The organism is Parageobacillus galactosidasius (genome assembly GCF_002217735.1).
GTDB classification, from domain to species: Bacteria; Bacillota; Bacilli; order Bacillales; family Anoxybacillaceae; genus Parageobacillus_B; species Parageobacillus_B toebii.
In genome coordinates, this window is the sequence record NZ_NDYL01000002.1 from 906,240 (window position 1) to 932,369 (window position 26,130).

Sequence of the window (26,130 nt, forward strand, 5' to 3'; positions counted from 1 at the left end):
TTTTCTTATCGTATCACATTTTTCCATTATGACCTACTTTCATATATCTTAATAAGCTCTCGCACCGCGGAAGTAACGGATTGTGTTCCGGAAATAACGTTATTTTCAATGACCGGCAGCTTTTCTTTTACTGCGGGATGGGAAAAGAAACTCGTTTCTAAATAATCTTTAATCATTGAGTAAATCCAATCTTTTTGCTGATGGCGCCGGCGCATGTCAAACACGCCTGATTGTTTCGTCGTTTCTACAAACTTCTGAATCACGTTCCAAATTTCTTCGATGCCTTCTCCTAAAAGAGCCGAACACGTATATGCTTTTGTCTCCCACCCTGGTGTTGCTGGGCGCAAATAATGAAGAATCTGATTATACTCTTTTTGCGCGGCCAGCGCTTTTGGCTTATTGTCTCTGTCCGCTTTATTAATGACAACCGCATCGGTTAATTCCATAATTCCGCGTTTTATTCCTTGCAAATCGTCCCCAGCGCCTGTTAAAACAAGCATTAAAAAGAAATCGACCATGCCGCGTACGACAAATTCGCTTTGCCCGACACCGACCGTTTCTACCAAAATAACATCATATCCTGCCGCTTCGCAAAGCATCATCGTCTCACGCGTTTTTCGATGCACACCGCCGAGCGCTCCTCCTGATGGCGACGGACGGATAAATGCACGCGGATGGCGCGCTAACGACTCCATCCGCGTTTTATCGCCAAGAATACTGCCGCCTGTTAAAGAACTGCTCGGGTCAACCGCTAATACGGCAACACGGTGCCCTTGTTCGCATAAAAACGTGCCAAACGCTTCAATAAACGTGCTTTTTCCTGCTCCCGGCACGCCGGTGATGCCAATGCGGATCGATTTTCCGACATGTGGAAGCAGTTCGTTTAACACTTGTTGGGCAATGTCCATATGCTTGGGCGCATTGCTCTCAACAAGGGTGATTGCCTGGGCTAAAATCGTGCGGTCATTGTTCAACACGCCTTCGACATATTCTTTTACTGACCTTTCTTTCCGCTTCACCCAACGTTTTGGCGAAGCGGAAGCAGTGGTTTTCACATAAGCGGTCGCAAACTCATTTTCTCTCTCTTTTTCCACCCATTCAGGGCGATGCGTCCGTTCGCCGTTCATTGCCTCACTTCCTCGTAGCCGAGACGTTTATAAATTTCTTTCAATACTTTTTCCGCTGCGGTTGGAATGACCGTGCCTGGTCCGAAAATCGCCGCCGCTCCATGCTCATACAAAAATTCATAGTCTTGCGGCGGAATAACGCCGCCGACGACGACAATAATGTCTTCGCGGCCAAGCTTCCGCAATTCCTCCACTAATTGCGGCAATAATGTTTTATGCCCGCCGGCAAGCGAACTGATCCCAACGACATGGACGTCGTTTTCGACCGCCTGACGCGCCGTTTCTTCCGGAGTTTGGAACAATGGACCGATATCGACGTCAAATCCTAAGTCGGCAAAGGCAGTGGCGATCACTTTCGCTCCTCGGTCATGGCCGTCTTGCCCCATTTTCGCTACCATTAAACGCGGACGGCGGCCTTCTAATTCATAAAATTCATTAGTCATTTTCTTTACTCGCTCGAATTGTTCTTCATTTGTGAATTCGGAGCTGTACACCCCGCTAATCGAGCGAATGACCGCTTTGTGTCGCTTCGCTACTTTTTCGATCGCGTACGAAATTTCGCCTAATGTCGCGCGGGCGCGCGCTGCCTGTACGGCAAGCTCGAGCAAGTTTCCTTCTCCCGTTTCCGTCGCTTTTGTAATCGCGTCAAGCGCTTCCTGCACTTTTTGTTCATCACGGGAAGCGCGCAGCTGTTTTAATTTTTCGATTTGCCGCATCCGAACCGCCGTATTGTCGACTTCTAAAATCTCGATTGGTTCTTCTTTTTCCGGGCGATATTTGTTGACGCCGATAATCGTTTCCGCACCAGAATCGATTCTCGCTTGGCGTCTTGCCGCCGCTTCCTCGATGCGCATTTTCGGAAGCCCCGTTTCAATCGCTTTCGCCATGCCTCCAAGGCTTTCGATTTCTTCAATATGCTTCCACGCGCGATTCATCAATTCGTTCGTTAACGTTTCCACATAGTAAGAACCTGCCCATGGGTCAATGACATTGCAAATGCCTGTTTCATCTTGCAAGTAAAGCTGTGTATTGCGGGCAATGCGCGCGGAGAAATCAGTCGGAAGCGCGATCGCTTCATCGAGCGCGTTCGTATGAAGCGACTGCGTATGCCCAAGCGCAGCGGCGTGCGCTTCAATACATGTACGCACAACGTTGTTAAATGGATCTTGCTCGGTTAAGCTCCAGCCAGATGTTTGCGAATGCGTCCGCAATGCGAGTGATTTTGGATTTTTCGGATTGAACGTTTTCATCATTTTTGCCCACATAATGCGCGCCGCACGCATTTTCGCGACTTCCATGAAATAGTTCATGCCGATTGCCCAGAAGAATGACAATCTTGGCGCGAACGAGTCAATATCAATTCCTGCTTTTAATCCTGTACGAACATATTCTAATCCGTCCGCAAGCGTATACGCCAATTCAATATCCGCCGGCGCTCCCGCTTCTTGCATATGATATCCGGAAATGCTGATGCTGTTAAACTTTGGCATGTATTTGGAAGTGTATTCAAAAATGTCAGCGATAATGCGCATCGACGTTTCCGGAGGATAAATATACGTGTTGCGCACCATATATTCTTTTAAAATATCGTTTTGAATCGTTCCGGAAAGCTTATCTTGCGTGACGCCTTGCTCTTCGGCGGTGACGATATAAAATGCCATAATTGGCAGCACCGCGCCGTTCATGGTCATCGATACCGATATTTGATCAAGCGGAATGCCGTCAAACAAAATTTTCATATCTAAAATCGAATCGACCGCCACTCCCGCTTTGCCGACGTCACCAACGACGCGCGGATGGTCGGAGTCATAGCCGCGGTGGGTCGCAAGGTCAAACGCAACGGACAGCCCCTTTTGCCCCATCGCTAAGTTGCGTCGATAAAATGCGTTGCTTTCTTCCGCTGTCGAAAACCCTGCGTATTGCCGGATCGTCCACGGCCGATTCACGTACATCGATGGATACGGTCCGCGCAAATACGGTGGAATTCCCGGCATATAATCAAGAAAATCAAAGCCTTCGATATCTTTTTTCGTATATAGCGGTTTTACGGTGATATGTTCATTTGTTTGAAACAATAAGTCATCGATGGACGCGCGCACTTTTTCTTCGATCGCCTGCTTCCATTGCTGTTCATCTGCCGTTTTTTCCGGCATGCGCAGCGAAATATTTGTAAAATCTACCTTTTTACTCATTGAGATCCACCCCCATTTCCTTCATAAACGATACAATCGTTTCATAACAATTCGAACCGATGTGAATAAAACCATCCACGCCAGCTTGCACGAATGATTGTTCCACATCCGGCGCTTGTTTTCCAGCCACGTACAGCTTTACATTTGAATTCGCTTGCTTTAACGCTTTCGCGATGGCAGGAACGATGTCCGTGTAGCTTTCATCAGATCCGCAAATAATATAATGCGTGCCGTTTGCGTTTATTGCTTCCGACACCGCTTTCTCAGCGGTATGTATCCCTTCGCTTTTCACTACTGCCATGCCGCCGGCTTCAAAAAAGCCGGTAATAAAATCGGCGCGTGCTTTATAGTTTGGAATGGAGCCAATGTTAATTAAATGCACCGTCGGACGCGCTCCATGTTTTTCAAGATGAGCTTCTGAAGCTTTGCGCAGTTGTTCAAACGGTTCGGCCAAGCGCCATTGTTTGATCGGCTTGACGCTTACGGATGCTTCATCTGCTTTTAATGCCGCTTCGATTTCCTGAGCGGTTGCTCGACGAACTGCCATAAAAATAGCTGTCTCGATCCATCGTTTTTCACCGAATCCCGCTTGCAATTGTGCGACGTTTTCTTCGTTTAGCGCGGAAGAAGATAGTTGTTTTTCATCGTTTTCGTTGTTTTCACTCGCTTTTTGCACAGGCGCTTCCGCTAAGTTGGCGTAAAAGTTCGTTCCAACAATCTTTTCTTTCCGTTTTTTCACATTATTTTTTCGCTGTTCGGCGACGTTTTCCACTTCTGCTTGTACAAAACCGTCTTGAAGTGCTTTCACGATACCGCCTTTTTCTTCGATTTGCTGGAACAGCTTCCACGCCTCTTCCGCCACTTGCGCCGTCAATGTTTCGACATAGTACGAACCGCCGGCCGGATCGATGACATTGGCGATATGCGCTTCTTCCAACAAAATAAGCTGTGTATTGCGGGCGATTCTTCGAGAAAATTCGTCCGCGCGTCCAATCGCTTCATCAAACGGAGAGACGTGAAGACTGTCGGCGCCGCCAATGGTTGCGGCGAACGCTTCCACCGTCGCCCGAAGCATGTTTACATATGGATCGTAAACCGTTTTCGTAAAATAAGACGTGCGCGCATGCATCGCGATTTTTTGCGATGATTCGCTGCCGCCAAACGCCTGTACGATGTTGGACCAAACAAGTCTTGCTGCGCGAAGCTTTGCGATTTCCATAAAAAAGTTCGAACCGATTGCAAACGAAAAGTGGATTTGCGGCGCAATGGCATCAATCACCAATCCTCTGTCCAAGCATGCACGAATATATTCCACCGCTGTTGCGAACGCAAACGCTAATTCTTGAACCGTGTTTGCCCCGCCGTTATGGTACGGTTCGCCGCGAACAATGACCGTCTTTACACCCTGCATGTTTTCTTTTGCCCATTTCGTCACATCGGCCATCACGTCGTACAATGCCGCAAGCGGGGTTGAAAGCTGGCCTTTTTCCGCAAGTGCACCGACTGGATCCATCCCAATCGTTCCGCGCACTGAGTCAAATGGTATTTGCTGTTTTTGCAAATAGGCGGCAAGCAATGCCAAAAATGAAAGCGATTGTGCCCCCGCATCGATGCGAAGCGAATATTTATCCAAAGAAATGCCGGAAAACATGGCTTCGATATCGTCAACCGATGTTACCGGAAAACCTAGCCGTTCCAACACGATATGGATTTCCGTTTGCCCTCTTTCCAAATCGTGTTTAACGATTTCATTCCACTCCGTCGGACTGCTAGCTGAAATTTCCTGGCTGACCTTCCACGGCTCGCGAATATATCCGTTCGGCTTGGTTCCGCGAACATAGCCCGGAAAACCTGGATACTGTTCGACATGAACAAGCGACTCTATGTCCTGACGCGTATAAATGGGTTTAATCGTGATATTTTCATATGTAGTCGAATAAAGTTTTTCGAATGGCTTCCCTTTTAACGACTTCTCGACTTCCTGTTTCCATTCCTCGAAGCTTGGAATGGGAAACGACTGCTGCTTCATCGCTGAAATATCGCTCACTGCGTTCTCCCCCTTATATCTTTTCTCCCATCCTTTAGAAATCGCTTTCTTTTTTCATTTTTAAAAATATTGCTGATATTTTTATTGTAATATATGAGGAGAGTTCTAGCAATGAACAAAACACAATCTGTCTTTTGATAATTTATCAAAATAAACGGCAAATATCAGGAAGAGCTGGTCCAATGCAATCCCCGCTTTCTAAAAGCTCCGCTGTAGTTATCGATAAACCCTTCTTAGAAAAGATTTGTATTAGGAGTATTATAACACGAAAAACCCCACCACATACGAAGCTGTGGTGAGGTTTTCCTATTAATAAATCGGCGTATTATCTTTGGATATGTTTTCTAAAATTTCTTTGACGCGCGCAAGGAAGCGGCCGCAGATTAAGCCGTCCAAAACGCGGTGGTCAAGGGATAGACATAAGTTGACCATATCGCGGATGGCAATCATGCCGTCTTTGACAACCGGGCGTTTGACGATCGACTCCACTTGCAAAATCGCCGCTTGCGGATAGTTGATAATGCCCATCGATTGCACGGAGCCGAAGGAACCGGTGTTGTTCACCGTAAACGTGCCGCCTTGCATATCTTCCGGGCGAAGTTTGCCAGCGCGCGCCTTTGCGGCTAGCTCGGCGATTTCGCGTGCGATGCCTTTGATCGATTTTTCGTCGGCGTGCTTAATGACTGGAACAAATAACGCATCATCTGTCGCCACTGCGATCGAGATGTTGATGTCTTTTTTCTGGACAATTTTGTCGCCTGCCCACATCGAGTTGATCTGTGGGAATTCTTTCAATGCTTGCGCGACCGCTTTGACGAAAAAGGCAAAATATGTTAAATTGAAGCCTTCGCGTTTTTTGAATTCGTCTTTGATCGAGTCGCGGTATGCCACTAAGTTCGTCACATCGACTTCGACCATCGTCCATGCGTGCGGCGCTTCGTGTTTGCTGCGAAGCATGTTCGTGGCGATCGCTTTGCGCACAGGGGTGACTGGAATTTCGATGTCGCCTGCATGAACAGGAACGCTTGTCGCCGCCTGTTTTGGAACAGCTGCGGGTTCTGCTTTCGGCGCTTCTTGCACTGGTGTTGGCTGCGGTGCAGGCTGGGACGAAGCGGCCGACTGCCCACCGGCTTTCGGAATATTTCCAGATTCGATGAGCTTTAACAAATCTTTGCGCGTAATCCGTCCTCCCAGTCCCGTTCCTTGCACTTGCTCTAAATCAATATTATGTTCTTGAGCGAGGCGAAGAACAGCTGGCGAATAGCGGCCTTTATTGGCCCGATCCGCTTTTTTTGGCGCTTGAGCAGCTGCTCCTTTTGTCTCTTCTGCTTTCGGTGCTTCCTCTTGTTTCGCTTCCGTTGCTGTTCCTTCGCCTTCCACTTCGATCGTACAAATCACGGCGCCAACCGGTAGCGTTTCTCCTTCATTCGCGATAATTTCTTTGATCACGCCCGTAAATGACGAAGGAATTTCCGCATTCACTTTATCTGTCATGACTTCGGCGATCGGATCGTATTTGTTTACTTTGTCGCCGACAGATACAAGCCATTTGCTGATCGTTCCTTCGGTGACGCTTTCCCCGAGCTGGGGCATGGTAAGTTGTTCAATTGCCACGTGGGATAACCTCCTATCTCCGTTCAAATCTGCATTTTGAATCGCAAAAATCCGTCTGCTTAAAACGCCGCTAGCTCGCGCATTGCCTTTTCGACCTTGTCCGGGTTCACCATAAAGAATTTTTCCATCGTCGGTGCGTATGGCATCGCCGGGACGTCCGGGCCGGCAAGGCGCATAATTGGCGCGTCTAAATCAAACAAGCAATGTTCGGCGATAATGGCGGCCACTTCGCTCATGACGCTTCCTTCTTTGTTATCTTCCGTAATCAGCAGCACTTTTCCTGTTTTGCTTGCCGCTTCGATAATCGCTTCTTTATCTAGCGGATATACCGTACGCAAATCAAGGATGTGCGCGGAAATGCCATCTTGCGCTACCCGTTCTGCCGCTTGCAGCGCAAAATGAACACATAATCCATACGTAATAACGGTAATATCGTCGCCCTCGCGTTTAACGTCTGCTTTGCCGATTGGCAATACATAATCTCCTTCCGGCACTTCTCCTTTAATCAGACGATACGCGCGCTTATGTTCAAAGAAAAGCACCGGGTCTTCATCGCGAATCGCCGCTTTTAATAACCCTTTTACATCATATGGTGTCGATGGCATGACAATTTTTAAACCTGGCTGGTTCGCAAAAATCGCTTCCACTGATTGCGAATGGTATAAGGCGCCGTGAACGCCGCCGCCGTATGGAGCACGGATGACGATCGGACAGTTCCAGTCATTATTGGAGCGGTAGCGAATCCGCGCCGCTTCCGAAATAATTTGGTTGACCGCAGGCATGATGAAATCAGCAAATTGAATTTCAGCAATTGGGCGCAATCCGTACATCGCCGCACCGATTCCGACCCCAACGATCGCAGATTCAGATAACGGAGTATCAATGACACGTTCTTCGCCGAACTGTTCATACAATCCTTGTGTCGCTTTAAACACCCCGCCCTTTTTTCCAACATCTTCTCCTAATACGAAGACGCGCGGGTCGCGTTCCATTTCCTCGCGAATCGCCATCGTCACAGCATCAATATAGGAAATCACTGGCATCGTCCATTCCCCCTTACTTCTCTGCATATACGTACTTTAAGGCATGTTCTGGTTCCGCGTATGGCGCCTTTTCCGCATAATCGGTCGCTTCGTCCACCTGTTTCATGACGCGGTCATGAATTTCTTTTTCTAGTTCGTCTGTTAACACACCGGCTTCTTTTAAATATTTCGCAAACGAAATAATCGGGTCTTTGGCACGCGCTTCTTCTAATTCTTCTTCGGACCGGTATGCGCGTTGATCGTCGTCGGAAGAATGCGAGGTTAAACGATAGGAAACCGTTTCAATCAATGTCGGTCCTTCACCGCGGCGGGCACGATCAGCTGCCTCTTTCACGACTTTGTACACTTCAAGCGGATCGTTTCCGTCTACCGTATAGCCCGGCATACCGTAACCGATGGCGCGGTCCGATACTTTTTCGCACGCCAATTGTTTTGAAATTGGCACAGAAATCGCGTATTTGTTATTTTCGCACATGAAAATAACAGGCAATTTATGCACGCCGGCAAAGTTCGCTCCTTCATGGAAATCGCCTTGGTTTGATGAACCTTCCCCAAACGTGACAAACGCGATAAAATCTTTCTTCTCCATTTTTGCCGCCAGCGCAATGCCAACCGCATGCGGCACTTGCGTCGTTACTGGAGATGAGCCGGTTACGATGCGATTTTTCTTTTTCCCGAAGTGGCCTGGCATTTGCCGGCCGCCGGAGTTTGGATCTTCCGCTTTCGCAAACGCGGAAAGCATTAATTCCGTCGGCGTCATCCCGAATGTTAAAACAACGCCCATATCACGGTAGTAAGGCAAAACATAATCTTTCGTACGATCAAGGGCAAACGCCGCGCCGACTTGCGCCGCTTCCTGCCCTTGGCAGGAGATAACGAACGGAATTTTTCCAGCGCGGTTTAATAACCACATACGCTCGTCGATTTTACGAGCCAACAACATCGTTTCATACATTTGCAATACCGTTTCATCGCTTAAGCCTAGCGCTTGGTGACGATTTTCAGCCATCGAAACAACCTCCCTTTATTCGCTTAAAAATGAATCGCTTTTCCATCCACGGCAAGCGCCGCTTCTGCCATCGCTTCTGATAACGTTGGATGCGGATGAATCGTATGCGCGACTTCCCACGGCGTCGCATCCAGCACGCGAGCGAGTCCCGCTTCGGAAATCATATCGGTAACGTGAGGTCCTACCATATGAACGCCAAGCAAGTCGTTCGTTTTTTGATCGGCTACGATTTTCACGAATCCTTCCGCTTCGCCAAACACGAGCGCTTTGCCGATCGCTTTAAACGGGAATTTTCCGACTTTGACATCATATCCTTTTGCTTTCGCTTCTTCTTCCGTTAAGCCGACGCTTGCGACTTCCGGACGGCTGTAGACGCATTTCGAAATCATGGTATAGTCGATCGGTGATGGATTTTGGCCGGCAATATGCTCGACAGCAACGATGCCTTCATGGGATGCTACATGTGCTAGCTGCAAGCCGCCGATGACATCGCCAATCGCATAAATATGCGATTCTTTCGTTTGGTAAAACTCGTTCGTTTGAATAAATCCCTTTTCGACGACAATATCGGTATTTTCTAAGCCGATTCCTTCAATGTTTGCCTGGCGGCCGACGGAAACGAGCATTTTTTCGGCGGTAAACGTTTTTTGCTCGCCGTTATATTCCGCTTTAATCGTCACACCATTTCCTTTTTCCAACGTTTCCGGCAAGACTTTTGCCCCTGTGACAATCGTAATGCCGCGGCGCTTAAGAAGCTTTTCTACTTCCTTGGATACGTCGCGGTCTTCGGTTGGCAAAATTCGCTCCGCGTATTCCAATACCGTCACTTCCACCCCAAAATCATTCAGCATCGATGCCCATTCAATGCCAATGACACCGCCGCCGACGATAATAATGGAAGAAGGAAGTGTTTCCATTTGCAGCGCTTCATCGGATGTCATGACCAATTTGCCGTCAATGTCAAGGCCTGGCAGCGTCCGCGGACGCGAACCTGTGGCGATGATAACATTTTTCGGCACGAGCATCTCGTTTTCCGAACCGTCATTCATTTCCACGGAAATCGTCCCCGGCATCGGCGAGAAAATGGATGGGCCTAAAATGCGCCCAGTTCCGGCATAAACGTCAATTTTTCCTTTTTTCATTAAGTGCTGAACGCCTTTATGGAGCTGTTCGATAATGGCTGCTTTGCGCGCCTGCACTTTGGCGAAGTCAAGGCGTACATCGCTTGCCATGACTCCGAACGTTTCGCTGTTTTTCGTTTGTGCGTATACTTCCGCGCTTCGCAGCAGCGCCTTGCTTGGAATGCAGCCGGCATGCAGACACGTTCCGCCCAGCTTGCCTTTTTCCACAACGGCTGTTTTTAGCCCTAGCTGGGAAGCGCGAATCGCTGCCACATATCCTCCGGTGCCGCCGCCAAGGATGACAAGATCATATTCTTTTGCCATATCGTTTTCTCCTTTCTATCGCAAAACGGTTGTGTGTGCCACATTCCCGCTCGGATATACTTTGTCTTTTTCTTCGCCGCGCAACACGCGCAACGCCCCTTCCGCAAGCGCTTGCAACTCGTTTTCACCCGGGTGGACAAACACATCGGCAATCCAGTTCACACGATCAATAATTTCTTTCACAAATTGTTTTCCGTATGCAAGTCCTCCTGTTAAAATAATCGCGTCGACTTTTCCCGCCAATACGGCGCTTGCTGCACCAATTTCTTTCGCCACTTGATAGGCCATTGCGCTATAGATAAGCTTTGCTTTTTCATCTCCCGCTTCGATCATTTTTTCGACTTTCACGGCATCATTCGTGCCAAGGTAACCGACTAACCCGCCTTTTCCAACGAGCATGCTCATTACCTCATCACGATAATACTCTCCCGAGAAACATAGCGAAACGAGATCTCCCGCAGGCACCGTACCGGCTCGCTCTGGGCTGAACGGTCCTTCCCCGTCCAAACCGTTATTCACATCCACCACTCGACCTTTTTTATGAGCGCCGACGGTAATCCCGCCGCCCATATGAGCGACAATCAGGTTCAGTTCTTCATATGGTTTGCCAAGCTGCTTGGCGACACGGCGTGCTACCGCCTTTTGGTTTAGCGCATGAAAAATGCTTCTTCGTTCAATCAGCGCAAATCCCGAAATGCGGGCAATTGGTTCCAGTTCATCGACAACAACAGGGTCAACAATAAACGCGGGGATATTTAGCGCCGAAGCAATTTCATGCGCCAAAATGCCGCCAAGATTGGAAGCGTGCTGCCCAGAATAGCCTTTTTTCAAATCCTCCAGCATTTGCTCATTGACGCGGTACGTTCCGCCTTCAATCGGGCGCAAAAGTCCGCCGCGGCCGCAAACAGCGCTTAATTTGGAAAGATTGATGCCTTCTTCATCAAGCGCGTCTAAAATCGTTTGTTTACGAAACTCATATTGATCAATAATCGATGGATAGCGCTGCAGCGTTTCCGCGTCATGGCGAATCGTTTTTTCAAAAATGGAGCGTTCATCTTCAAACACACCAATTTTTGTCGAGGTCGATCCAGGATTAATGGTTAAAATGCGAAACTTCTGCTCTTGCAACGTTTGTAACCTCCATTTCTGACCATGGAAGCGGGAATCATTCTCCCGCCTCCATGTGTTGTAATTAACGACCGCGACGTCGACTTAAAATGTGATGGCCGTTTTGTAAAAATTGGCTGCGGGACTTGCGCATCGTTTCAATCCGTTCCTCCGCAAGGCGGTCTGCCGCTTTATATGTTGGAATACCATCACGTTTGGCAATCGCAAATACTTTTTCGATATTGTCGTAAATTTGTTCGATTTTTTTCATTGCACGCTCGCGATTGTAGCCGTACAACTCATCGGCAACGTTAATGACGCCGCCGGCATTGATGACATAATCTGGCGCGTACACGATGCCCATTTCATGAATGATATCGCCATGTCTTGCCTCTTTTAGCTGGTTGTTCGCCGAACCGGCAATGACTTTCGCTTTTAATTGCGGAATCGTTTGGTCGTTAATAATCCCGCCAAGCGCACATGGAGCAAAAATGTCGCAATCGACGCCGTAAATATCGTTCGGATCTACCGCTTTGGCGCCAAATTCTTCAACGGCGCGCTGCACCGCTTCTTTGTTAATGTCAGTAACAATAAGTTGCGCCCCTTCTTCATGAAGATGACGGCATAAATGATAGGCGACATTGCCGACCCCTTGCACAGCAACGACTTTTCCCTCTAATGAATCGCTGCCAAACGCTTCTTTTGCCGCCGCTTTCATACCGCGATAAACACCATAGGCGGTTGCGGGAGATGGATTTCCGGAAGAGCCAAATTCAGGTGAAATTCCTGTGACATAATCTGTTTCTTGATAAATAATATCCATGTCTTCCACCGTTGTACCGACATCTTCCGCTGTAATATAGCGGCCGTTTAATCCTTGGATAAAACGTCCAAACGCGCGAAACATCGCTTCATTTTTGTCTTTGCGAGGGTCGCCGATAATGACGGTTTTCCCGCCGCCAAGATTGAGTCCAGCTGCAGCGTTTTTGTAGGTCATGCCGCGCGCTAAACGAAGCGCATCTTCAATCGCCGCTTCTTCCGATTCATACATCCACATGCGCGTGCCGCCTAATGCCGGCCCGAGCGTTGTATCGTGAATAGCGATGATCGCTTTCAATCCCGATTCTTTATCTTGGCAAAACAGCAATTGTTCATAATCGTATTTTTCCATGTATTTAAACAGTTCCATGATAACTTCCTCCCTAATGGTTTATTTGGACGCGGAACAAACCGCGAGCGCTAACGAATATAATTTGCTTTCCGCCGAATCGGCGCGTGATGTAAGGACAATCGGTGCCTTCGCCCCAGCGATGACGGCCCCGACTTTGGCATTGGCAAAATAAACAAGTGACTTATATAGCATGTTTCCCGCTTCAATGTCAGGAACAAGCAAAATATCTGCCCTTCCCGCCACTTCGCTGTCAATGCGCTTATGCTCCGCCGCTATAGCCGAAACAGCATTGTCGAGGGCAAGCGGTCCATCAATGATGCAATCTTTTATTTGTCCGCGTTTTTGCATCGTGGTCAGCGCTGCCGCATCAACGGTAGCCGGCATCGCTGGGTTGACTACTTCCACCGCCGCAAGCGGCGCCACTTTCGGCACGTCAATGCCAATTGACCGGGCTACGGCAACGGCATTCGCCACAATCTGCGCTTTTTGTTCTAAATCAGGTGAAATATTCATCGCGGCATCCGTCACAATAATGAAACGGTCATAGCCGGCAACTTCAAATACCGCGACATGGGAAAGCACCTTTCCCGTGCGCAAACCATACTCTTTGTTTAACACCGCTTTTAAAAGCGTAGCGGTCGGGATGTTCCCTTTCATCAAGACATTTGCCTCATTGAAGTGAACGGCTTTTACCGCCAGCTCAGCGGCTTGCACAGTGGAATTGGCATGGACGATTTCAATATGTCTGGAATTCTCATAGCCTTTTCGCCTCAACAGTTGCACAATTTGTTCACGGTCTCCATACAACACAAACTTTCCGAAATGGCGATCGATCGCCATCGTTACGGCATCAATTACTTCTTCATCTTCCGCTGCCGCGACGGCTACCGTCATATCGGTATATTTGGTTGCATGATCGATCAACGATTGCAGCTTCATCTTATGCACCAACCTCTTTATGAAATTTGTGGAGGCACCTTTATTAGTATGCAAAAAACGTGCCAACCCCAAAAACTTGAAAGCGCTTTATTTTTCGTTGATTATAAGCAATAATTTGCATGGTGTGCAAATTATTGCATGCTATTTTTGTCAATATTATATTTCTCCAACTTGTAATATAAATTGCGAATCGAAATGCCCAGCGCCCGCGCTGTCGCCGTTTTATTGTTGTTGTATTTTCGCAGCGCCTGCTTGATGATGCTTGCTTCATATTGCTCCACCATCTCCTCAAGCGGACGGATTTCCGTCTCCTTCTCATTTTTATGGGGAGAAGAATCGGCTCGCGAAATATCAAGGGGCGGAATATGATGAACATCGATCATCACTTCATTAAACTTCATAAAAATCATCGCCCGGCCTAATACATTTTCCAATTCGCGAACATTTCCCGGCCAATCGTAAGCAAGCAGGAGGTCAAGCGCGGCCGAAGTGACTCCTTCGACATTGCGTCCGTAGTCTTGATTAAGTTTTTGAATTAAATGCTGGCATAGTGCAGGTATATCTTCTTTTCTCGCCCGCAATGGAGGAATATAAATTGGCATGCGATTTAACCGGTAGTATAAGTCTTCACGAAACGTTCCTTCTGCGATTGCTTTTTCCAAGTTGACATTCGTGGCGGCAATGACACGGACGTTAATCGGGATTGGCTTCGTGCCTCCGACGCGGACGATTTCCCCTTCTTGCAAAACGCGAAGCAGTTTCGCCTGCGTATTCGCAGAAAGCTCACCGATTTCATCGAGGAAAATGCTTCCGTTGTTCGCTTCTTCAAACAAGCCGCGTTTGCCGCCGCGCTTTGCCCCGGAAAATGCCCCTTCTTCATAACCAAACAGCTCGCTCTCTAATAGTGTTTCAGGAATGGCCGCACAATTGACACGGATAAATTTGTTATATTTTCTATCACTTGCATTATGAATCGCGTGAGCAAATAATTCCTTTCCTGTGCCGGATTCGCCACGCAGCAATATCGTCACCGGCGTTTTTGCGGCTACTTTCGCTTGTTCAATTGCTACCTTTATTCCCTCTGACGTACCGATAATATCGGCAAACGAATATTTCGCTTCGAGGGTACGGATAATTTGCCTTGCCCGATTAAGCTCCGCTGTCAGCCGCTGGATCTCGGATACGTCATGAATCACCCCGACGCTGCCTTTCAGCACTCCATCGACAATAATCGGCGCTACATTCACGACCACGTCGCGGTTTTTCGGCCCGACTTTCATGCGCACCCCGCGGACGGGCCGTCGCGTTTTGAGCACTTGCATATGCATGCTTTCCCCTTCGGCGATATCGGCGGTCGCCGGCTTGCCGATTACTTCTTCTTCCGTCAGGCCGGTAATGCGCGTATAAGCGGGATTAATTAAAATGCCGTTTCCATGCTCATCAACAACGGAAATAGCTTCCTCTGAAGAATGAATAATCGCCTCCAACATCATGCGCATTTCTTTCAAGTCGGTAATTTCCTCTGCTAGCTTTACTAATTCCGTAATATCTTTAAAAACAGCTAATGCACCGAACAGTTTACCCGTTTCATCAATCATTGGAATTCTCGTTGTAATGATTTTTTTGCCATTTTCTAATTTTAATTCTTGATGAAATTCTGTTTGTTTTGTTTTTAACACTCGCGGCAGGCCGCTCGTTGGAATGACTTCTAAAATGTGTTTTCCGATGACTTCCTCTTTATCCACTTCAATCATTTCCGCGGCGCTGTTATTGATATCCGTAATATAAGCAAACTCGTCAACGACAATCATTCCGTCATGCGCAGAATTAAAAATCAAACCGCGCCTTGTTGTTTCGCTTTTCAGTTTCGCAATCAACATTTCTTTTTCTTCGACAAGTTCGGCCATTATATGAGCAACTGTCCCTGGCACGACAATCGTATTCGGCGAACAATGTTTGCGGATCTCATCCAACACTTCCTGTTTTCCTGTCGCTTCAATAATAAGGTCAATTTCTTCACTCGTAAAAGCACGCCAGTCGGTTCCAGTAGCAATATTCATTTCTTTCGCAAGTTTTATACCGCAAGCTTTCTCATTGATATCAACTACTGCGACAATTTGAAACATTGTTGTTTTTTCCAGCAGCTTTAATAGTGCTGTGCCTCCATTTCCAGCTCCAATAATCAATACCTTTTTCATTTTTATTCACCGCTCTTTTCAATGTGCAAGTTTTTGCAGGTATTTTTATCATAATTATTTTTTCTTTGCTTGACAAATAAAACGGAACCGTTATGATGAGGGATGAAACAACTTTTTCTCTGTGAAAGGATCATGATCATAATGGTACGGATCATCGCTCTGCTCATTTTAGTCATTCCTGGTTTGTTAGCCGCACTAGGCATTAAATGGATGCGTGATACACTATTTGGTATTTTGCATTCTCCATTTCCGTCCCTTTCACTGCAATTTTTGGGCGGCTTTCTTTTGTTTGCAGCTGGCTTGTCTTTTATCGGGGGGTTTATTTTACATCGTGACCGAAAACGAAATAAAGTCCAACCACGATTTCAAAAAAAGAAAAAAACGCCTTAAACGGTTCTCGCGCTTAGGGCGTTTTTTTATTTTCCCGAATATTCTTCGCATTGCGCGGATAATCAGTAAAAATGGCATCCACTCCGTATTGGAACATTTTTTCCATTAGTGGCTCTTGATTAATCGTAAATGGACGGATGGCAATTTGATAATGACGAGCTTGGCGAACAAACGGCTCCGTCACCGTTCGATGATAAGGGTGCAACCCATCCGCTCTCATCACTCGAACATATTTCCACGGATCGTATAAAGACTCCATATATAATAAAGCCGTTTCTATATTTGGCGCAAGACTGCGACAAAGCGCCATACTATTATGATTAAAAGACGATAAAATAATGCGATCTTCTAGGCCATAATGCCGGATCATATCGATGACTTTTTGCTCTAATGTTTCATACGCAATCAAACTGTTTTTTAACTCAATATTCAACAATAGCGTCGTCGAGCAAATCCATGCCAGCACTTCCTCTAATAGAGGGATGCGGCAAACATCATATTGATCGGCAAATTTATATACAGCGTTAAATTGCTGCAATTCCCGATACGTAAAATCTTTTACCCAGCCAGTTCCATCTGTCGTTCGGTCGATCGTTTCGTCATGAATAACAACAATTTGCCCATCTTTGGACAGTTGCACATCCAATTCAATCCCGTCCGCTCCGACTCGTTCTGCTTCATAAAAAGCGATCATCGTATTTTCCGGATGTGTGCCGGCGGAACCGCGGTGCGCGAAAATTTTTGTCATACGTTTGTTTACTCCCTTCTGTCGATCCAATACAAAAACGATCATCAAAATATATGCGAGAAAACCAAAAAATTTGCTATACTGTTTGATAAATAAGCGAGGTGATAAGATGAGACCATTGCAAATTTCCTTAGAAACAGCGCAAAAATTAGCGAAAGCGTTAGGAATGCCCATCGAGCAGATTATGCATATGCCTCAACATATTTTAATCCAAAAATTGCTCGAATTAGAAAAAAAGCAAAGTGAACAACAATAAGGTTTTTAATAAGCCCTTGTCTATAATAGGAAATGCCGGCATGCCAAGGATTTGAAATAGTATTGCTTCGATCCTATATTATTATTGTTAGCGATATTTGCGTGCCGGTGACTTCCTTCCAATGTTACGAACATAAAAATAGATACGGAGAACAGGGGGATTATAAGATTATAAATATACATTCGAGATGTCTAATAAGATAAAGCGCTAACGAGAGAAAAAGCAGCTGCATAAGCAAGTGCCTTTCTCTCTGTTTAACGTGTCCGTTTTCTTGACATAACACCACTTTTGTAACATATATCCACCCCCTATCTTACAGAGTTCAACAATCTATGCTATTATCCTTTTTCTAAAGGCTCTATTATGTTAATTGTTGATTTTCGATCAAAAGAAAAACCGCCCATGATAAGATGATAAGAGCGGTTAATTGAACTAATGCATCCGTTAGCTCAAGAAGGATTGTTGTATATGTGTATATTTAGAGGCAAAAAGTTAGGTTCTAAGAAGATTCCTTTCTTCTTTCTTCAAAAAAAATAACCAAAATAGAGGCAAGGAAAAGAATTAGTCCAATACCTGTGAAAATCAAACCGACTAAAGAAGCTCCCATTCCTCCAAATCCTTTAACTATATTTAATCCGTAAAGAAAAAAAGAGATACCCAATAAGATAACTATTAGAGAAATAAATATTGAAAATATTCTTTTTTTCAACGTAATAGCTAATAAGAACAATATACCAAGTATTGTTGTCGTACCAAAAAGGTTATTATAAATAAATTCCATTAAACATCTCCTCATCATCAAGACAGATTTTTCCCTTTCACTTATCATAAGGATCTGTTTAAACATTATTGTTGATATTTCACCAAAAAAGACCCGTTTTTTGGTTCTTTTATATGTCTTCTTCAACTAACTGATCCATTAATTTCGGCTTAAAAACCGTTCCCTTGCAACAAAATCCTCATTACTTCAATTCCAAAAAAGTAAAATAAACCAACCAAAATGCCAAGAACTATAGATATTCTTTTCCAAAATCCTTTTTCGCTAAGTATAGCGAAAAGCAAAGATAAAATAATTCCCGTTATCATTAAAGCACGAAACGTTGACACTTCGAGATTAATGATTGATGCTAAAGTTATCCCCCAAAAAACAATCACCGATATAATTAAAACGAATGAAATAATCCCTAAATATTTTTTCATCTTCTCCCCTAATAATCAGTATTGCAAAATTTGTGTGCTTATTCTCCCATAATACGAGCTAAATAATAATAAAAACTCCAGACACCTAAAGAACTAAGACACTTAATAGAACAGCAAGAGATAAAAACAGGTTAACATTGGATTCACTTCTATAACGGACTAAAAACGTAATAGATAGGATGACACCAACAACGAAAAAAAAGAAGCCATGCCAACCACAAAGTACCGAAGGGGAATCCAGTATCTATGAGGTAACTTACTATGAAAGAATTACTTTCTTCATCTACATTTTCACCCTTTTCTATAAACTAAAGACATCTTATGATGATAATGTAGCTTTTTTGTACTTATTGCCCCCGTTTAGCCAACCATGAAGCAAGCTTCATCACAGATGATGGAAGTTCATTCGTTCTTCCATGGGGTCGAATAAAAGAGACGATGCCTTATTTAAACATCGCAACACCCGTTGGCAGGATAAATAAAAGGCCTCTTTAGGAGTATAAGAGGCTAATCAAGGTCTTTTCTTTTCAGAATAAGGCATTTTCGTAATTACAATTGGGTTATTTAAGTTTGCATTTGGAATTTGTTGCGGTTCCTTTTGAGTTGGCATTGTTTGAATATTCTTCGCTTCTGGCGGAAGCGGGTCATTTACAGAATCTCTGATTATGACTTTCTGTTCAAACTGCTCCCTTTTTACTGTTAATTTCTTCTCCATTTGTTCATTGTCTGAATTACTACAACCAAATAAAGCGATGCTTACCATCAAAATTAATGGAACTAAAATTAACGTTTTCATTTTTATCCCCCTAATACTCATTTATAAAATAGACGAAGGAAAACCTTTTTCTGTTCAAAAAACTAAAAAGGAAATATCACTAAAATCCTTCTTCCACTAACCTGCCCTTTACCTCAATAAAACAACAAAGAAGAGCGATGACAACTCTCCAACGAATGAATTTTATTTGAGTTGATATTCATTAACAAGCATGCCTGCCAAAACCATTTTTCATGCATTCCTTCTAAAAACGTTCTTGTAATTGGAAATCCTGAACTCTCCCCTATAACAGAATCAAGTCCACAATAAGGACAAACTGCTGTGTCTTCGTTATCCCTCCACTCCGTAATTTCAGTAGGACTAAAAATTTCCAAACAATAAAAGCAACCACATATCGTATCCTTTTCTAAATCTTTTCTATTATGACTGCTAAAACGATGTGCTTCTTTAAAGTGCTTTTCCATCACTATATCCCATCCCTTTCCCTATGCCTGTATTGTGTTTTCTCTTGGATTATCCTTTCCTTTATTAGACTAAACTGCCTATTAATTGAATAACCTCTACAAATATATTAACATAAAATTCCACATAACCTTCAAAAAAACACGTAAAAATGGTTTTACTAACTCACATTGGTAAAACTAAACATTCCCCTCTTTTTTCATTTAAAATAAAATTTAGGTGAGCGTAAACAGAAAAAGAAGCGGCATTTCCGCTTCTTTACCTAAACATTAATATTATCTTATTTTCCATTTAGCCAAAGGACTATGCTGTTGATACTTCTTTGCAATTTCCTCACTTGTTAAATCCATATAAGCCTGTTCCGCTACTTTAACAGAACTGTGGCCTAATATTCTGCTCAACGTATAAAAGTCGCCACCATTTAGCAAATACTACCTTGCAAAATTGTTTCGTATTTGATGTGGATGAATAGACAATCCTATCCGCTCTCCCGCTTGTCTTAGTTGCTTTTCAAATGACTGTATAGTAAGCTGAGTGTTCCTTGTGGTTGGAAACAACAGTTCTGTATCTGTATATCTGTCCTTAAATCGTATGTAATACTTTAATTTCCTCGCCATTACCTGTGAAAAATACACATCTTCATGATTTAACCTCTCCATCTCAATAAAAAGAAATACCCAATAAATCATTCGATTTATTGGGTGAGATGGAAAAAGTTTATTGGTTTAAAATCCGAGTTTTTAGTTCAGTTTATCAGAATTAGTTGGCTTTGCCTTTACAGCTAAATCCTTATTCATCAACCTCTTAAGAAGCTTTATGTTCCAATCTTAACTTATCCGCCACCATCGCGATGAATTCGCTGTTTGTCGGTTTGGCTTTGGACATGCTGACCGTGTAGCCGAATAAGGAAGAAATCGATTCAATGTTGCCGCGGCTCCAAGCAACTTCAATCGCATGGCGGATCGCCCGCTCTACACGGCTGGCGGTTGTGTTGTATTTTTTCGCAATGTCTGGGTAAAGCACTTTCGTAATTGAACCGAGCAATTCGATATCGTTATATACCATCGCGATCGCTTCACGTAAATATAAATATCCTTTAATATGCGCCGGAACGCCAATTTCATGAATAATGCTCGTAATGCTTGCATCCAAGTTTTTCGGCTTGTTATCCCGTGCTTGGTAGGAAGACGATGCTTTTTTCACCATTGGTGTTGTTTTTCCATACACTTGGCGGATATGATGTACTAAATTTTCCATGTCAAACGGTTTTAAAATAAAGTAGGAGGCGCCAAGTTCAACCGCTTTCTTCGTCACGTCTTCTTGGCCAAATGCCGTTAACATAATCACGTTTGGTTGTTTTTCCAGCTTTGTGCGGATTTTTTCCAATACAGCCAACCCATCTAAATGCGGCATAATAATGTCTAGCAGCAAAATGTCCGGCTGTTTTTCCTCAAGCATATATAAGCAATCTTGCCCATTATAGGCAGTCCCGATCACTTCCATATCGTTTTGGCTGGAAATATACTCTTCCAGCAAGCTCACTAATTCACGATTATCATCTGCGATACATACTTTAATTTTCAAGAAAATCTTCCTCCTTACTTCCCAATTTATTTATTTTCACTATGTAGAAAATTCCATTAAGACAATTCGACAATATGATGAAAAATCCTTTTACTTTTTTCAAAAATGCTAAAAAAACAAATAATTTATAAAATTATAACAAAAGTTGAGTTGATTGGACAATTTTAATATGAATATTGCCTCATTTTTGTCGAAAAATCTTTACACATTCATTTTATATGATGTTTCACCAAATATCTATGCAAAAACGCTGAATTTATTGACGTTTTTCACGAAATTTTTTACATAAAAAATTGGAAAAGGCGAGCTACATGTCAGCTCGCCTTTTTATTTGATTTTCCATATACATCAATTCCTGCTTCATTTAACATCCATTCGATATGGACGCCATAGCCAGATGTCGGATCATTGACAAATACGTGAGTAACTGCGCCAACTAATTTCCCATCTTGAATAATTGGACTTCCGCTCATTCCTTGAACGATGCCACCCGTCTTTTTTAATAAGCGCGGATCCGTAACACGAATGACCAGTCCCTTTGTTGCTGGGAATTTTTGTGGAATAGTGCTTACAATTTCAATATCAAATTGCTCGACTTTATCGTTTTCCACAACGGTTAACATTTTTGCTGGGCCTTCTTTTACTTGGTTCGATAACGCAATTGGAATTGGTTTATTCATAATTCCATTGTCTACCGGTTCCGTCAACTTTCCGAAAATGCCAAACGGGCTGTTATTCGTAATATTCCCAATCACTTCTTCCTCATCGGAAAACCGTGCTAATTTTTCGCCAGGACTGCCGCTGCTTCCTTTTTCAATTGATGTCACAGTTGATCTCATAATTTGGCCATTTTGAACAACAATCGGTTTTTTCGTATCCATATCGGAAATGACATGACCTAGTGCTCCATATTTTTTGGAAACAGGGTCATAAAACGTCATCGTCCCGATACCAGCGGCAGAATCCCGAATGTATAATCCAACGCGGTAAGCATGATCATGTTTATCCTTTAACGGAACTAATTTCGTCGTAAAAGAGTGTTTGTCGCGAAGAACTTGAAGATGTAGCGGTTTTCCTGTTTTTCCTGCTTCCTCAATAAAAGGAGAAAGGTCACTCATCTTTTCAATTTTTTTGCCATTAATCCTTGTAATAATATCTCCTACTTTAATCCCAGCAATTTCGCCTGGTGATTTTTTTCCTTTTTCTGTTTCGACGAGATGGTAGCCAACCACAAGAACTCCTACTGTATTTAACTTAACACCAATGGATTGCCCTCCAGGGATGACTTTCAAAGTCGGCAAAACGTTTACATCTACCTGTTTTACCGGCATTCCGGCAACTTCTAATACCATTTTCTTTTCTCCACTTTGTTTTGCTTTTACGGAAAACGAATCAGCATGTTTGTGAACTTCTATCGATTTGGGAGCGTCTTTCACCGTTGCTTGGACTGGAAGCGCTGCAGTAGAAAATCGCATCGCTTCACCTTCAAACATCACGATTTGTTTTGGAATTTGAAAATATTCTTTAACCGGTTTCGACATACCGATCATGATGAACGAAACAAGGAGAAAAACCCCCATTATTTTTCGGATTGCCTCTGTATTCAATCTTTGTCACTCTCCTCGCTCCCACCTACACCCTCCAAAAAGCGGCTACAGTTTTAATTTTGCCTTAAACAGTGGAAATATAATCGTTTTCCCCATAAAAAAAGCTACCCATAATGGATAGCGTTTCATCCTTTGATTTTTGTTGCTAGCTCAAGCAACTCTTTTGCATGTTTTTTCGTCAGTTCTGTAATTTCTACACCAGAAATCATCCGGCCGATTTCCTTTACTTTTTCTTCGTCCGATAATTCTTTGACTGACGTTCTTGTGCGGCTTCCATCTGTTTCTTTCGCAATAAACAAATGCGTATCAGCCATCGCCGCTACTTGCGGCAGGTGGGAAATGCAAAGCACTTGCGAATCGATGGAGATGCGGTAAATTTTTTCGGCAATCGCCTGTGCAACCCGGCCGCTAACCCCCGTATCGACTTCATCAAAAATAATCGATGTAACTCCTTGATGTTTGGAAAATATGCTTTTTAATGCAAGCATGATGCGCGACAATTCCCCGCCAGAGGCAATTTTCGCTAACGGTTTTAACGGTTCGCCAACGTTTGTGGAAATATAAAATTCCACATCATCGACACCATCTTCATGAAATTTCACTGGTACACCATCAAGCAGCGGTGCATCAAGCGATCCTTCTCGTTTCGTAAATACGATATCAAATTGTGTTTTTTCCATATACAGCTCTTTTAATTCTTGATGAATATGGTTAATTAATGTTTTCGCGTACTTTTTGCGAACATTCGTCACATTTTTCGCTTCGATTAATAAATCTTCCGTCACCGATTTCAATTCTTTTTGCAGTTCGTGAATATGGGTTTCGCGATGTTGAATCGTATCGATTTCTTCTGTAATTTTTTCTGCATATTGCAAAATATCTTCGATGGTCGATCCGTATTTTCGTTTTAATTGATTGATTTCACTAAGGCGGCTTTCAATAAAATCAAGGCGGGCTGGATCATATTCCAATTGTTCGAGTTCATCGCGTAATTTATACGTAATATCCTCCAATAAATAATAACTATTCGCAATCGTTTCATACGCTTCTTTTAATGCCGGGTCAATAGAAGCGACATCATCTAAATGGCTCATTGCCAAACCAATCCAGTCAAGACCGCGCTGCTCGCCGGATAATGCCTCATAACTATGTTTAAGCGCTTCGTAAATCTTTTGGAAGTTCATAATTTTTACTTTTTCTTCCATCAACTGTTCATCTTCGTTTGGCTGTAAATTCGCTTTTTGAATTTCATCTAGCTGAAATGTTAATAAATCAAGGCGATGCGCCATTTGCTGCTCATTTTCATTTAGCTTTTTTAGTTTCTTCCGCAATTGTTCATACTTCTCATAAACGGCGCGATATTCCTCAAGAGCCTCCGCAATTTCCGCCCCGCCGTATTCATCAAGTAGCGGAAGATGCCGAGATGGATTCATTAATTCTTGATGTTCATGTTGCCCATGAATATCGACAAGCGTAGAACCGATATCGCGCAATATAGCCGTCGTCACTAATTTTCCGTTTACGCGGCATACGCTTTTTCCAGTTGCGAAAATTTCACGGCGCAAAACAACCATGCCTTCGCTAATGTCAATGCCGACTTCGGCACATTTGTCATAACATGGATGGTTTTCATTATCTAGTAAAAAAAGTCCTTCTATTTCCGCCTTGTCTTCTCCGTAGCGGACAAATTCTGCCGAACCCCGTCCTCCGATCAGCAGATGGATCGCATCAATAATAATCGACTTTCCCGCTCCCGTTTCCCCAGTTAACACCGTCAGTCCTTTTTCAAACGAAATGGACAATGATTCAATAATCGCAAAATTTTTTATGGATAATTCCGCTAACAAGTGGAATCACCACCTTCATTTAAAGCATTTCTAATAATTGTTTGGAAACCTTCTCGGCATCTTCCGCTGTTCGACAAATAATAAGACAAGTGTCATCTCCACAAATCGTTCCAACGATTTCGTTCCAGTCTAAATTATCAAGCAAAACACCAATGGCATGCGCATTGCCTGGCAATGTTTTTAAAACGAGCAAATTGCCAGCACCATCAAGCTTGATAAACACATCCATTAAAGCGCGTTTTAATTTTTGAACAGGATTGAAACGCTGATCGGAAGGAAGGCTATATTTATAACGGCCATTTGCCATCGGCACCTTGACAAGCTGCATTTCTTTAATGTCTCTTGACACCGTCGCCTGCGTGACATTAAACCCTGCTTTCTTAAGCATATCAACGAGCTCATCTTGTGTTTCTATGTCGTGGCTCATAATAATTTCGCGAATTTTAATATGCCTTTGTCCTTTATTCAAATTCGACACCTCTCACAAGTAAATTCACGGTAAAAACGGGAATAACCATGTCCGTTATTCCCTTTCTTAAGTAGAATTGCTTTTCAGCTGCAAATGAGCTTCTTTCACTACCGCGCTTACCGATTGCGATAAGAAGTTTTCACCCATTTCTTTGCCGCCTTGGAAGCGAAGATGAAGCAAAAATTCGATATTCCCGTCCCCGCCGGTAATCGGGGAATACGATAAGTTCATGACATCAAATCCTTCGCAAAGCGCAAAGTCGATAATGGACGTTAACACTTCTTCATGCACGTTCGGGTCGCGAACGATGCCTTTTTTGCCGACTTTTTCTTTGCCGGCTTCGAATTGCGGTTTGACTAAAGCGATCACATCGCTTTCAGGGACAAGCACGGTCTTTAATACAGGCAATATTAGTTTCAATGAAATAAATGAGACATCGATCGTCGCAAATTGTGGAAGCCCTTTCGTAAAATAATCAGGCGTGACGTAGCGGAAATTCGTCCGTTCCATCACAACAACACGATCATCTTGGCGTAATTTCCATGCGAGTTGGTTATAGCCGACGTCAACCGCGTATGATAATTTTGCCCCATGCTGCAACGCGCAATCTGTAAATCCTCCCGTAGATGCCCCGATATCTAAAATAATTTTATCTTGGACACTGACATCAAACGTGCGCAACGCTTTTTCCAGCTTCAATCCTCCGCGGCTTACATACGGAAGCACGTCTCCTTTTATCGTTAGCGGGATATCTGCAGGCACCTTTTCTCCAGGCTTGTCTAATCGAATTTCATTCGAATACACAAGCCCAGCCATAATCGCGCGTTTTGCTTTTTCACGCGTCTCTATTAAACCTCGTTGAACAAGCAATACATCCAGACGTTCTTTTTTCCCTTTCAT

General features: G+C 44.0%; 23 protein-coding genes and 1 pseudogene. 2 read left to right on the forward strand and 22 right to left on the reverse strand.

The genetic code is table 11. The features are described 5' to 3' along the window. Positions 1–26: 26 nt before the first annotated feature. From meaB to B9L23_RS14185, 11 genes are all read right to left on the reverse strand, one after another. On the reverse strand, positions 27–1,127 hold the full coding sequence (gene meaB / locus B9L23_RS14135; protein ID WP_089097898.1) for a methylmalonyl Co-A mutase-associated GTPase MeaB: 1,101 nt from the start codon (positions 1,125–1,127) through the stop codon (positions 27–29). Next, a complete protein-coding gene (scpA, locus tag B9L23_RS14140) occupies positions 1,124–3,319 on the reverse strand; it encodes a methylmalonyl-CoA mutase (protein WP_081188166.1) in 2,196 nt (731 codons plus the stop codon). The genes meaB and scpA overlap by 4 nt, the downstream gene beginning before the upstream one ends. Further along, complete coding sequence (locus B9L23_RS14145; protein WP_089097899.1) at positions 3,312–5,366, reverse strand: methylmalonyl-CoA mutase family protein; 2,055 nt, start codon at positions 5,364–5,366, stop codon at positions 3,312–3,314. Before B9L23_RS14145 ends, scpA begins: the two co-directional genes overlap by 8 nt. Before the next feature lie 309 nt (positions 5,367–5,675). Continuing rightward, positions 5,676–6,980 carry a dihydrolipoamide acetyltransferase family protein gene (locus B9L23_RS14150; protein ID WP_089097900.1) on the reverse strand — a complete coding sequence of 435 codons (1,305 nt, stop codon included), beginning with the start codon at positions 6,978–6,980 and terminating at the stop codon, positions 5,676–5,678. Positions 6,981–7,039: 59 nt separating this feature from the next. Further along, positions 7,040–8,023, reverse strand: coding sequence for an alpha-ketoacid dehydrogenase subunit beta (locus B9L23_RS14155; RefSeq protein WP_015864425.1), 984 nt, complete (start codon positions 8,021–8,023; stop codon positions 7,040–7,042). A 13-nt stretch (positions 8,024–8,036) separates the two neighbouring features. After that, positions 8,037–9,032 (reverse strand): thiamine pyrophosphate-dependent dehydrogenase E1 component subunit alpha, encoded by a 996-nt coding sequence (locus B9L23_RS14160; protein WP_015864426.1) that lies wholly within the window; start codon positions 9,030–9,032, stop codon positions 8,037–8,039. Between the two features lie 23 nt (positions 9,033–9,055). After that, the gene (gene lpdA / locus B9L23_RS14165) at positions 9,056–10,477 is read right to left on the reverse strand and encodes a dihydrolipoyl dehydrogenase (RefSeq protein WP_089097901.1); all 1,422 of its coding nucleotides are present in this window, start codon (positions 10,475–10,477) and stop codon (positions 9,056–9,058) included. A gap of 15 nt (positions 10,478–10,492) precedes the next feature. Beyond that, entirely contained in the window at positions 10,493–11,605 is a 1,113-nt protein-coding gene (gene buk / locus B9L23_RS14170; RefSeq protein ID WP_015864428.1) for a butyrate kinase, read from the reverse strand. 64 nt (positions 11,606–11,669) lie between these two features. Beyond that, a complete protein-coding gene (locus tag B9L23_RS14175) occupies positions 11,670–12,773 on the reverse strand; it encodes a leucine dehydrogenase (protein WP_089097902.1) in 1,104 nt (367 codons plus the stop codon). A 21-nt stretch (positions 12,774–12,794) separates the two neighbouring features. Further along, positions 12,795–13,694, reverse strand: coding sequence for a phosphate butyryltransferase (gene yqiS, locus B9L23_RS14180; protein ID WP_062752861.1), 900 nt, complete (start codon positions 13,692–13,694; stop codon positions 12,795–12,797). Between the two features lie 131 nt (positions 13,695–13,825). Beyond that, positions 13,826–15,892, reverse strand: a complete 2,067-nt coding sequence (locus B9L23_RS14185) for a sigma-54 interaction domain-containing protein (protein WP_062752863.1) — start codon at positions 15,890–15,892, stop codon at positions 13,826–13,828. Between the two features lie 141 nt (positions 15,893–16,033). Here B9L23_RS14185 and B9L23_RS14190 point away from each other — a divergent pair, with 141 nt between their 5' ends. After that, the gene (locus B9L23_RS14190; RefSeq protein ID WP_015864432.1) at positions 16,034–16,282 is read left to right on the forward strand and encodes a DUF2627 domain-containing protein; all 249 of its coding nucleotides are present in this window, start codon (positions 16,034–16,036) and stop codon (positions 16,280–16,282) included. Between the two features lie 13 nt (positions 16,283–16,295). On the opposite strand, the gene B9L23_RS14195 is transcribed toward B9L23_RS14190, so the two are convergent. Further along, complete coding sequence (locus tag B9L23_RS14195; RefSeq protein WP_015864433.1) at positions 16,296–17,030, reverse strand: glycerophosphodiester phosphodiesterase; 735 nt, start codon at positions 17,028–17,030, stop codon at positions 16,296–16,298. Positions 17,031–17,139: 109 nt separating this feature from the next. Here B9L23_RS14195 and B9L23_RS14200 point away from each other — a divergent pair, with 109 nt between their 5' ends. Next, a complete protein-coding gene (locus tag B9L23_RS14200) occupies positions 17,140–17,286 on the forward strand; it encodes a YycC family protein (protein WP_015864434.1) in 147 nt (48 codons plus the stop codon). A 499-nt stretch (positions 17,287–17,785) separates the two neighbouring features. Here B9L23_RS14200 and B9L23_RS14205 read toward each other — a convergent pair whose 3' ends face one another. The 10 genes and pseudogenes from B9L23_RS14205 to B9L23_RS14250 form a co-directional block, all read right to left on the reverse strand. Further along, positions 17,786–18,067, reverse strand: coding sequence for a hypothetical protein (locus tag B9L23_RS14205; RefSeq protein WP_089097903.1), 282 nt, complete (start codon positions 18,065–18,067; stop codon positions 17,786–17,788). Between the two features lie 149 nt (positions 18,068–18,216). After that, complete coding sequence (locus tag B9L23_RS14210) at positions 18,217–18,486, reverse strand: hypothetical protein (RefSeq protein ID WP_089097904.1); 270 nt, start codon at positions 18,484–18,486, stop codon at positions 18,217–18,219. A gap of 511 nt (positions 18,487–18,997) precedes the next feature. After that, a complete protein-coding gene (locus B9L23_RS14215; protein ID WP_089097905.1) occupies positions 18,998–19,282 on the reverse strand; it encodes a hypothetical protein in 285 nt (94 codons plus the stop codon). Positions 19,283–19,482: 200 nt separating this feature from the next. Beyond that, positions 19,483–19,725 (reverse strand): annotated as a pseudogene (locus tag B9L23_RS14220) (cytoplasmic protein); the annotation flags it as partial. Positions 19,726–20,154: 429 nt separating this feature from the next. Further along, on the reverse strand, positions 20,155–20,412 hold the full coding sequence (locus B9L23_RS21180; protein ID WP_342745098.1) for a tyrosine-type recombinase/integrase: 258 nt from the start codon (positions 20,410–20,412) through the stop codon (positions 20,155–20,157). A 115-nt stretch (positions 20,413–20,527) separates the two neighbouring features. Then, the gene (gene spo0A, locus B9L23_RS14230) at positions 20,528–21,307 is read right to left on the reverse strand and encodes a sporulation transcription factor Spo0A (RefSeq protein WP_089097906.1); all 780 of its coding nucleotides are present in this window, start codon (positions 21,305–21,307) and stop codon (positions 20,528–20,530) included. Between the two features lie 314 nt (positions 21,308–21,621). Beyond that, the gene (gene spoIVB / locus B9L23_RS14235) at positions 21,622–22,914 is read right to left on the reverse strand and encodes a SpoIVB peptidase (RefSeq protein ID WP_015864436.1); all 1,293 of its coding nucleotides are present in this window, start codon (positions 22,912–22,914) and stop codon (positions 21,622–21,624) included. A gap of 125 nt (positions 22,915–23,039) precedes the next feature. Continuing rightward, positions 23,040–24,761 (reverse strand): DNA repair protein RecN, encoded by a 1,722-nt coding sequence (gene recN / locus B9L23_RS14240; protein WP_062752869.1) that lies wholly within the window; start codon positions 24,759–24,761, stop codon positions 23,040–23,042. A 19-nt stretch (positions 24,762–24,780) separates the two neighbouring features. Next, complete coding sequence (gene ahrC / locus B9L23_RS14245; RefSeq protein ID WP_015864438.1) at positions 24,781–25,230, reverse strand: transcriptional regulator AhrC/ArgR; 450 nt, start codon at positions 25,228–25,230, stop codon at positions 24,781–24,783. A gap of 66 nt (positions 25,231–25,296) precedes the next feature. Continuing rightward, positions 25,297–26,130 carry a TlyA family RNA methyltransferase gene (locus B9L23_RS14250; protein ID WP_062752871.1) on the reverse strand — a complete coding sequence of 278 codons (834 nt, stop codon included), beginning with the start codon at positions 26,128–26,130 and terminating at the stop codon, positions 25,297–25,299.

Excerpts from the sequence above, each read along its gene's own strand:
- B9L23_RS21180 (WP_342745098.1), bottom strand. The coding sequence starts at position 20,412 with ATGATTTATTGGGTATTTCTTTTTATTGAGATGGAGAGGTTAAATCAT.
- lpdA (WP_089097901.1), bottom strand. The coding sequence starts at position 10,477 with ATGGCAAAAGAATATGATCTTGTCATCCTTGGCGGCGGCACCGGAGGA.
- B9L23_RS14210 (WP_089097904.1), bottom strand. The coding sequence starts at position 18,486 with ATGAAAAAATATTTAGGGATTATTTCATTCGTTTTAATTATATCGGTG.
- meaB (WP_089097898.1), bottom strand. The coding sequence starts at position 1,127 with ATGAACGGCGAACGGACGCATCGCCCTGAATGGGTGGAAAAAGAGAGA.
- B9L23_RS14185 (WP_062752863.1), bottom strand. The coding sequence starts at position 15,892 with ATGAAAAAGGTATTGATTATTGGAGCTGGAAATGGAGGCACAGCACTA.
- B9L23_RS14205 (WP_089097903.1), bottom strand. The coding sequence starts at position 18,067 with ATGGAATTTATTTATAATAACCTTTTTGGTACGACAACAATACTTGGT.
- B9L23_RS14160 (WP_015864426.1), bottom strand. The coding sequence starts at position 9,032 with ATGGCTGAAAATCGTCACCAAGCGCTAGGCTTAAGCGATGAAACGGTA.
- B9L23_RS14195 (WP_015864433.1), bottom strand. The coding sequence starts at position 17,030 with ATGACAAAAATTTTCGCGCACCGCGGTTCCGCCGGCACACATCCGGAA.
- B9L23_RS14215 (WP_089097905.1), bottom strand. The coding sequence starts at position 19,282 with ATGAAAACGTTAATTTTAGTTCCATTAATTTTGATGGTAAGCATCGCT.
- B9L23_RS14175 (WP_089097902.1), bottom strand. The coding sequence starts at position 12,773 with ATGGAACTGTTTAAATACATGGAAAAATACGATTATGAACAATTGCTG.
- B9L23_RS14190 (WP_015864432.1), top strand. The coding sequence starts at position 16,034 with ATGGTACGGATCATCGCTCTGCTCATTTTAGTCATTCCTGGTTTGTTA.
- yqiS (WP_062752861.1), bottom strand. The coding sequence starts at position 13,694 with ATGAAGCTGCAATCGTTGATCGATCATGCAACCAAATATACCGATATG.
- B9L23_RS14200 (WP_015864434.1), top strand. The coding sequence starts at position 17,140 with ATGAGACCATTGCAAATTTCCTTAGAAACAGCGCAAAAATTAGCGAAA.
- scpA (WP_081188166.1), bottom strand. The coding sequence starts at position 3,319 with ATGAGTAAAAAGGTAGATTTTACAAATATTTCGCTGCGCATGCCGGAA.
- B9L23_RS14250 (WP_062752871.1), bottom strand. The coding sequence starts at position 26,130 with ATGAAAGGGAAAAAAGAACGTCTGGATGTATTGCTTGTTCAACGAGGT.
- B9L23_RS14155 (WP_015864425.1), bottom strand. The coding sequence starts at position 8,023 with ATGCCAGTGATTTCCTATATTGATGCTGTGACGATGGCGATTCGCGAG.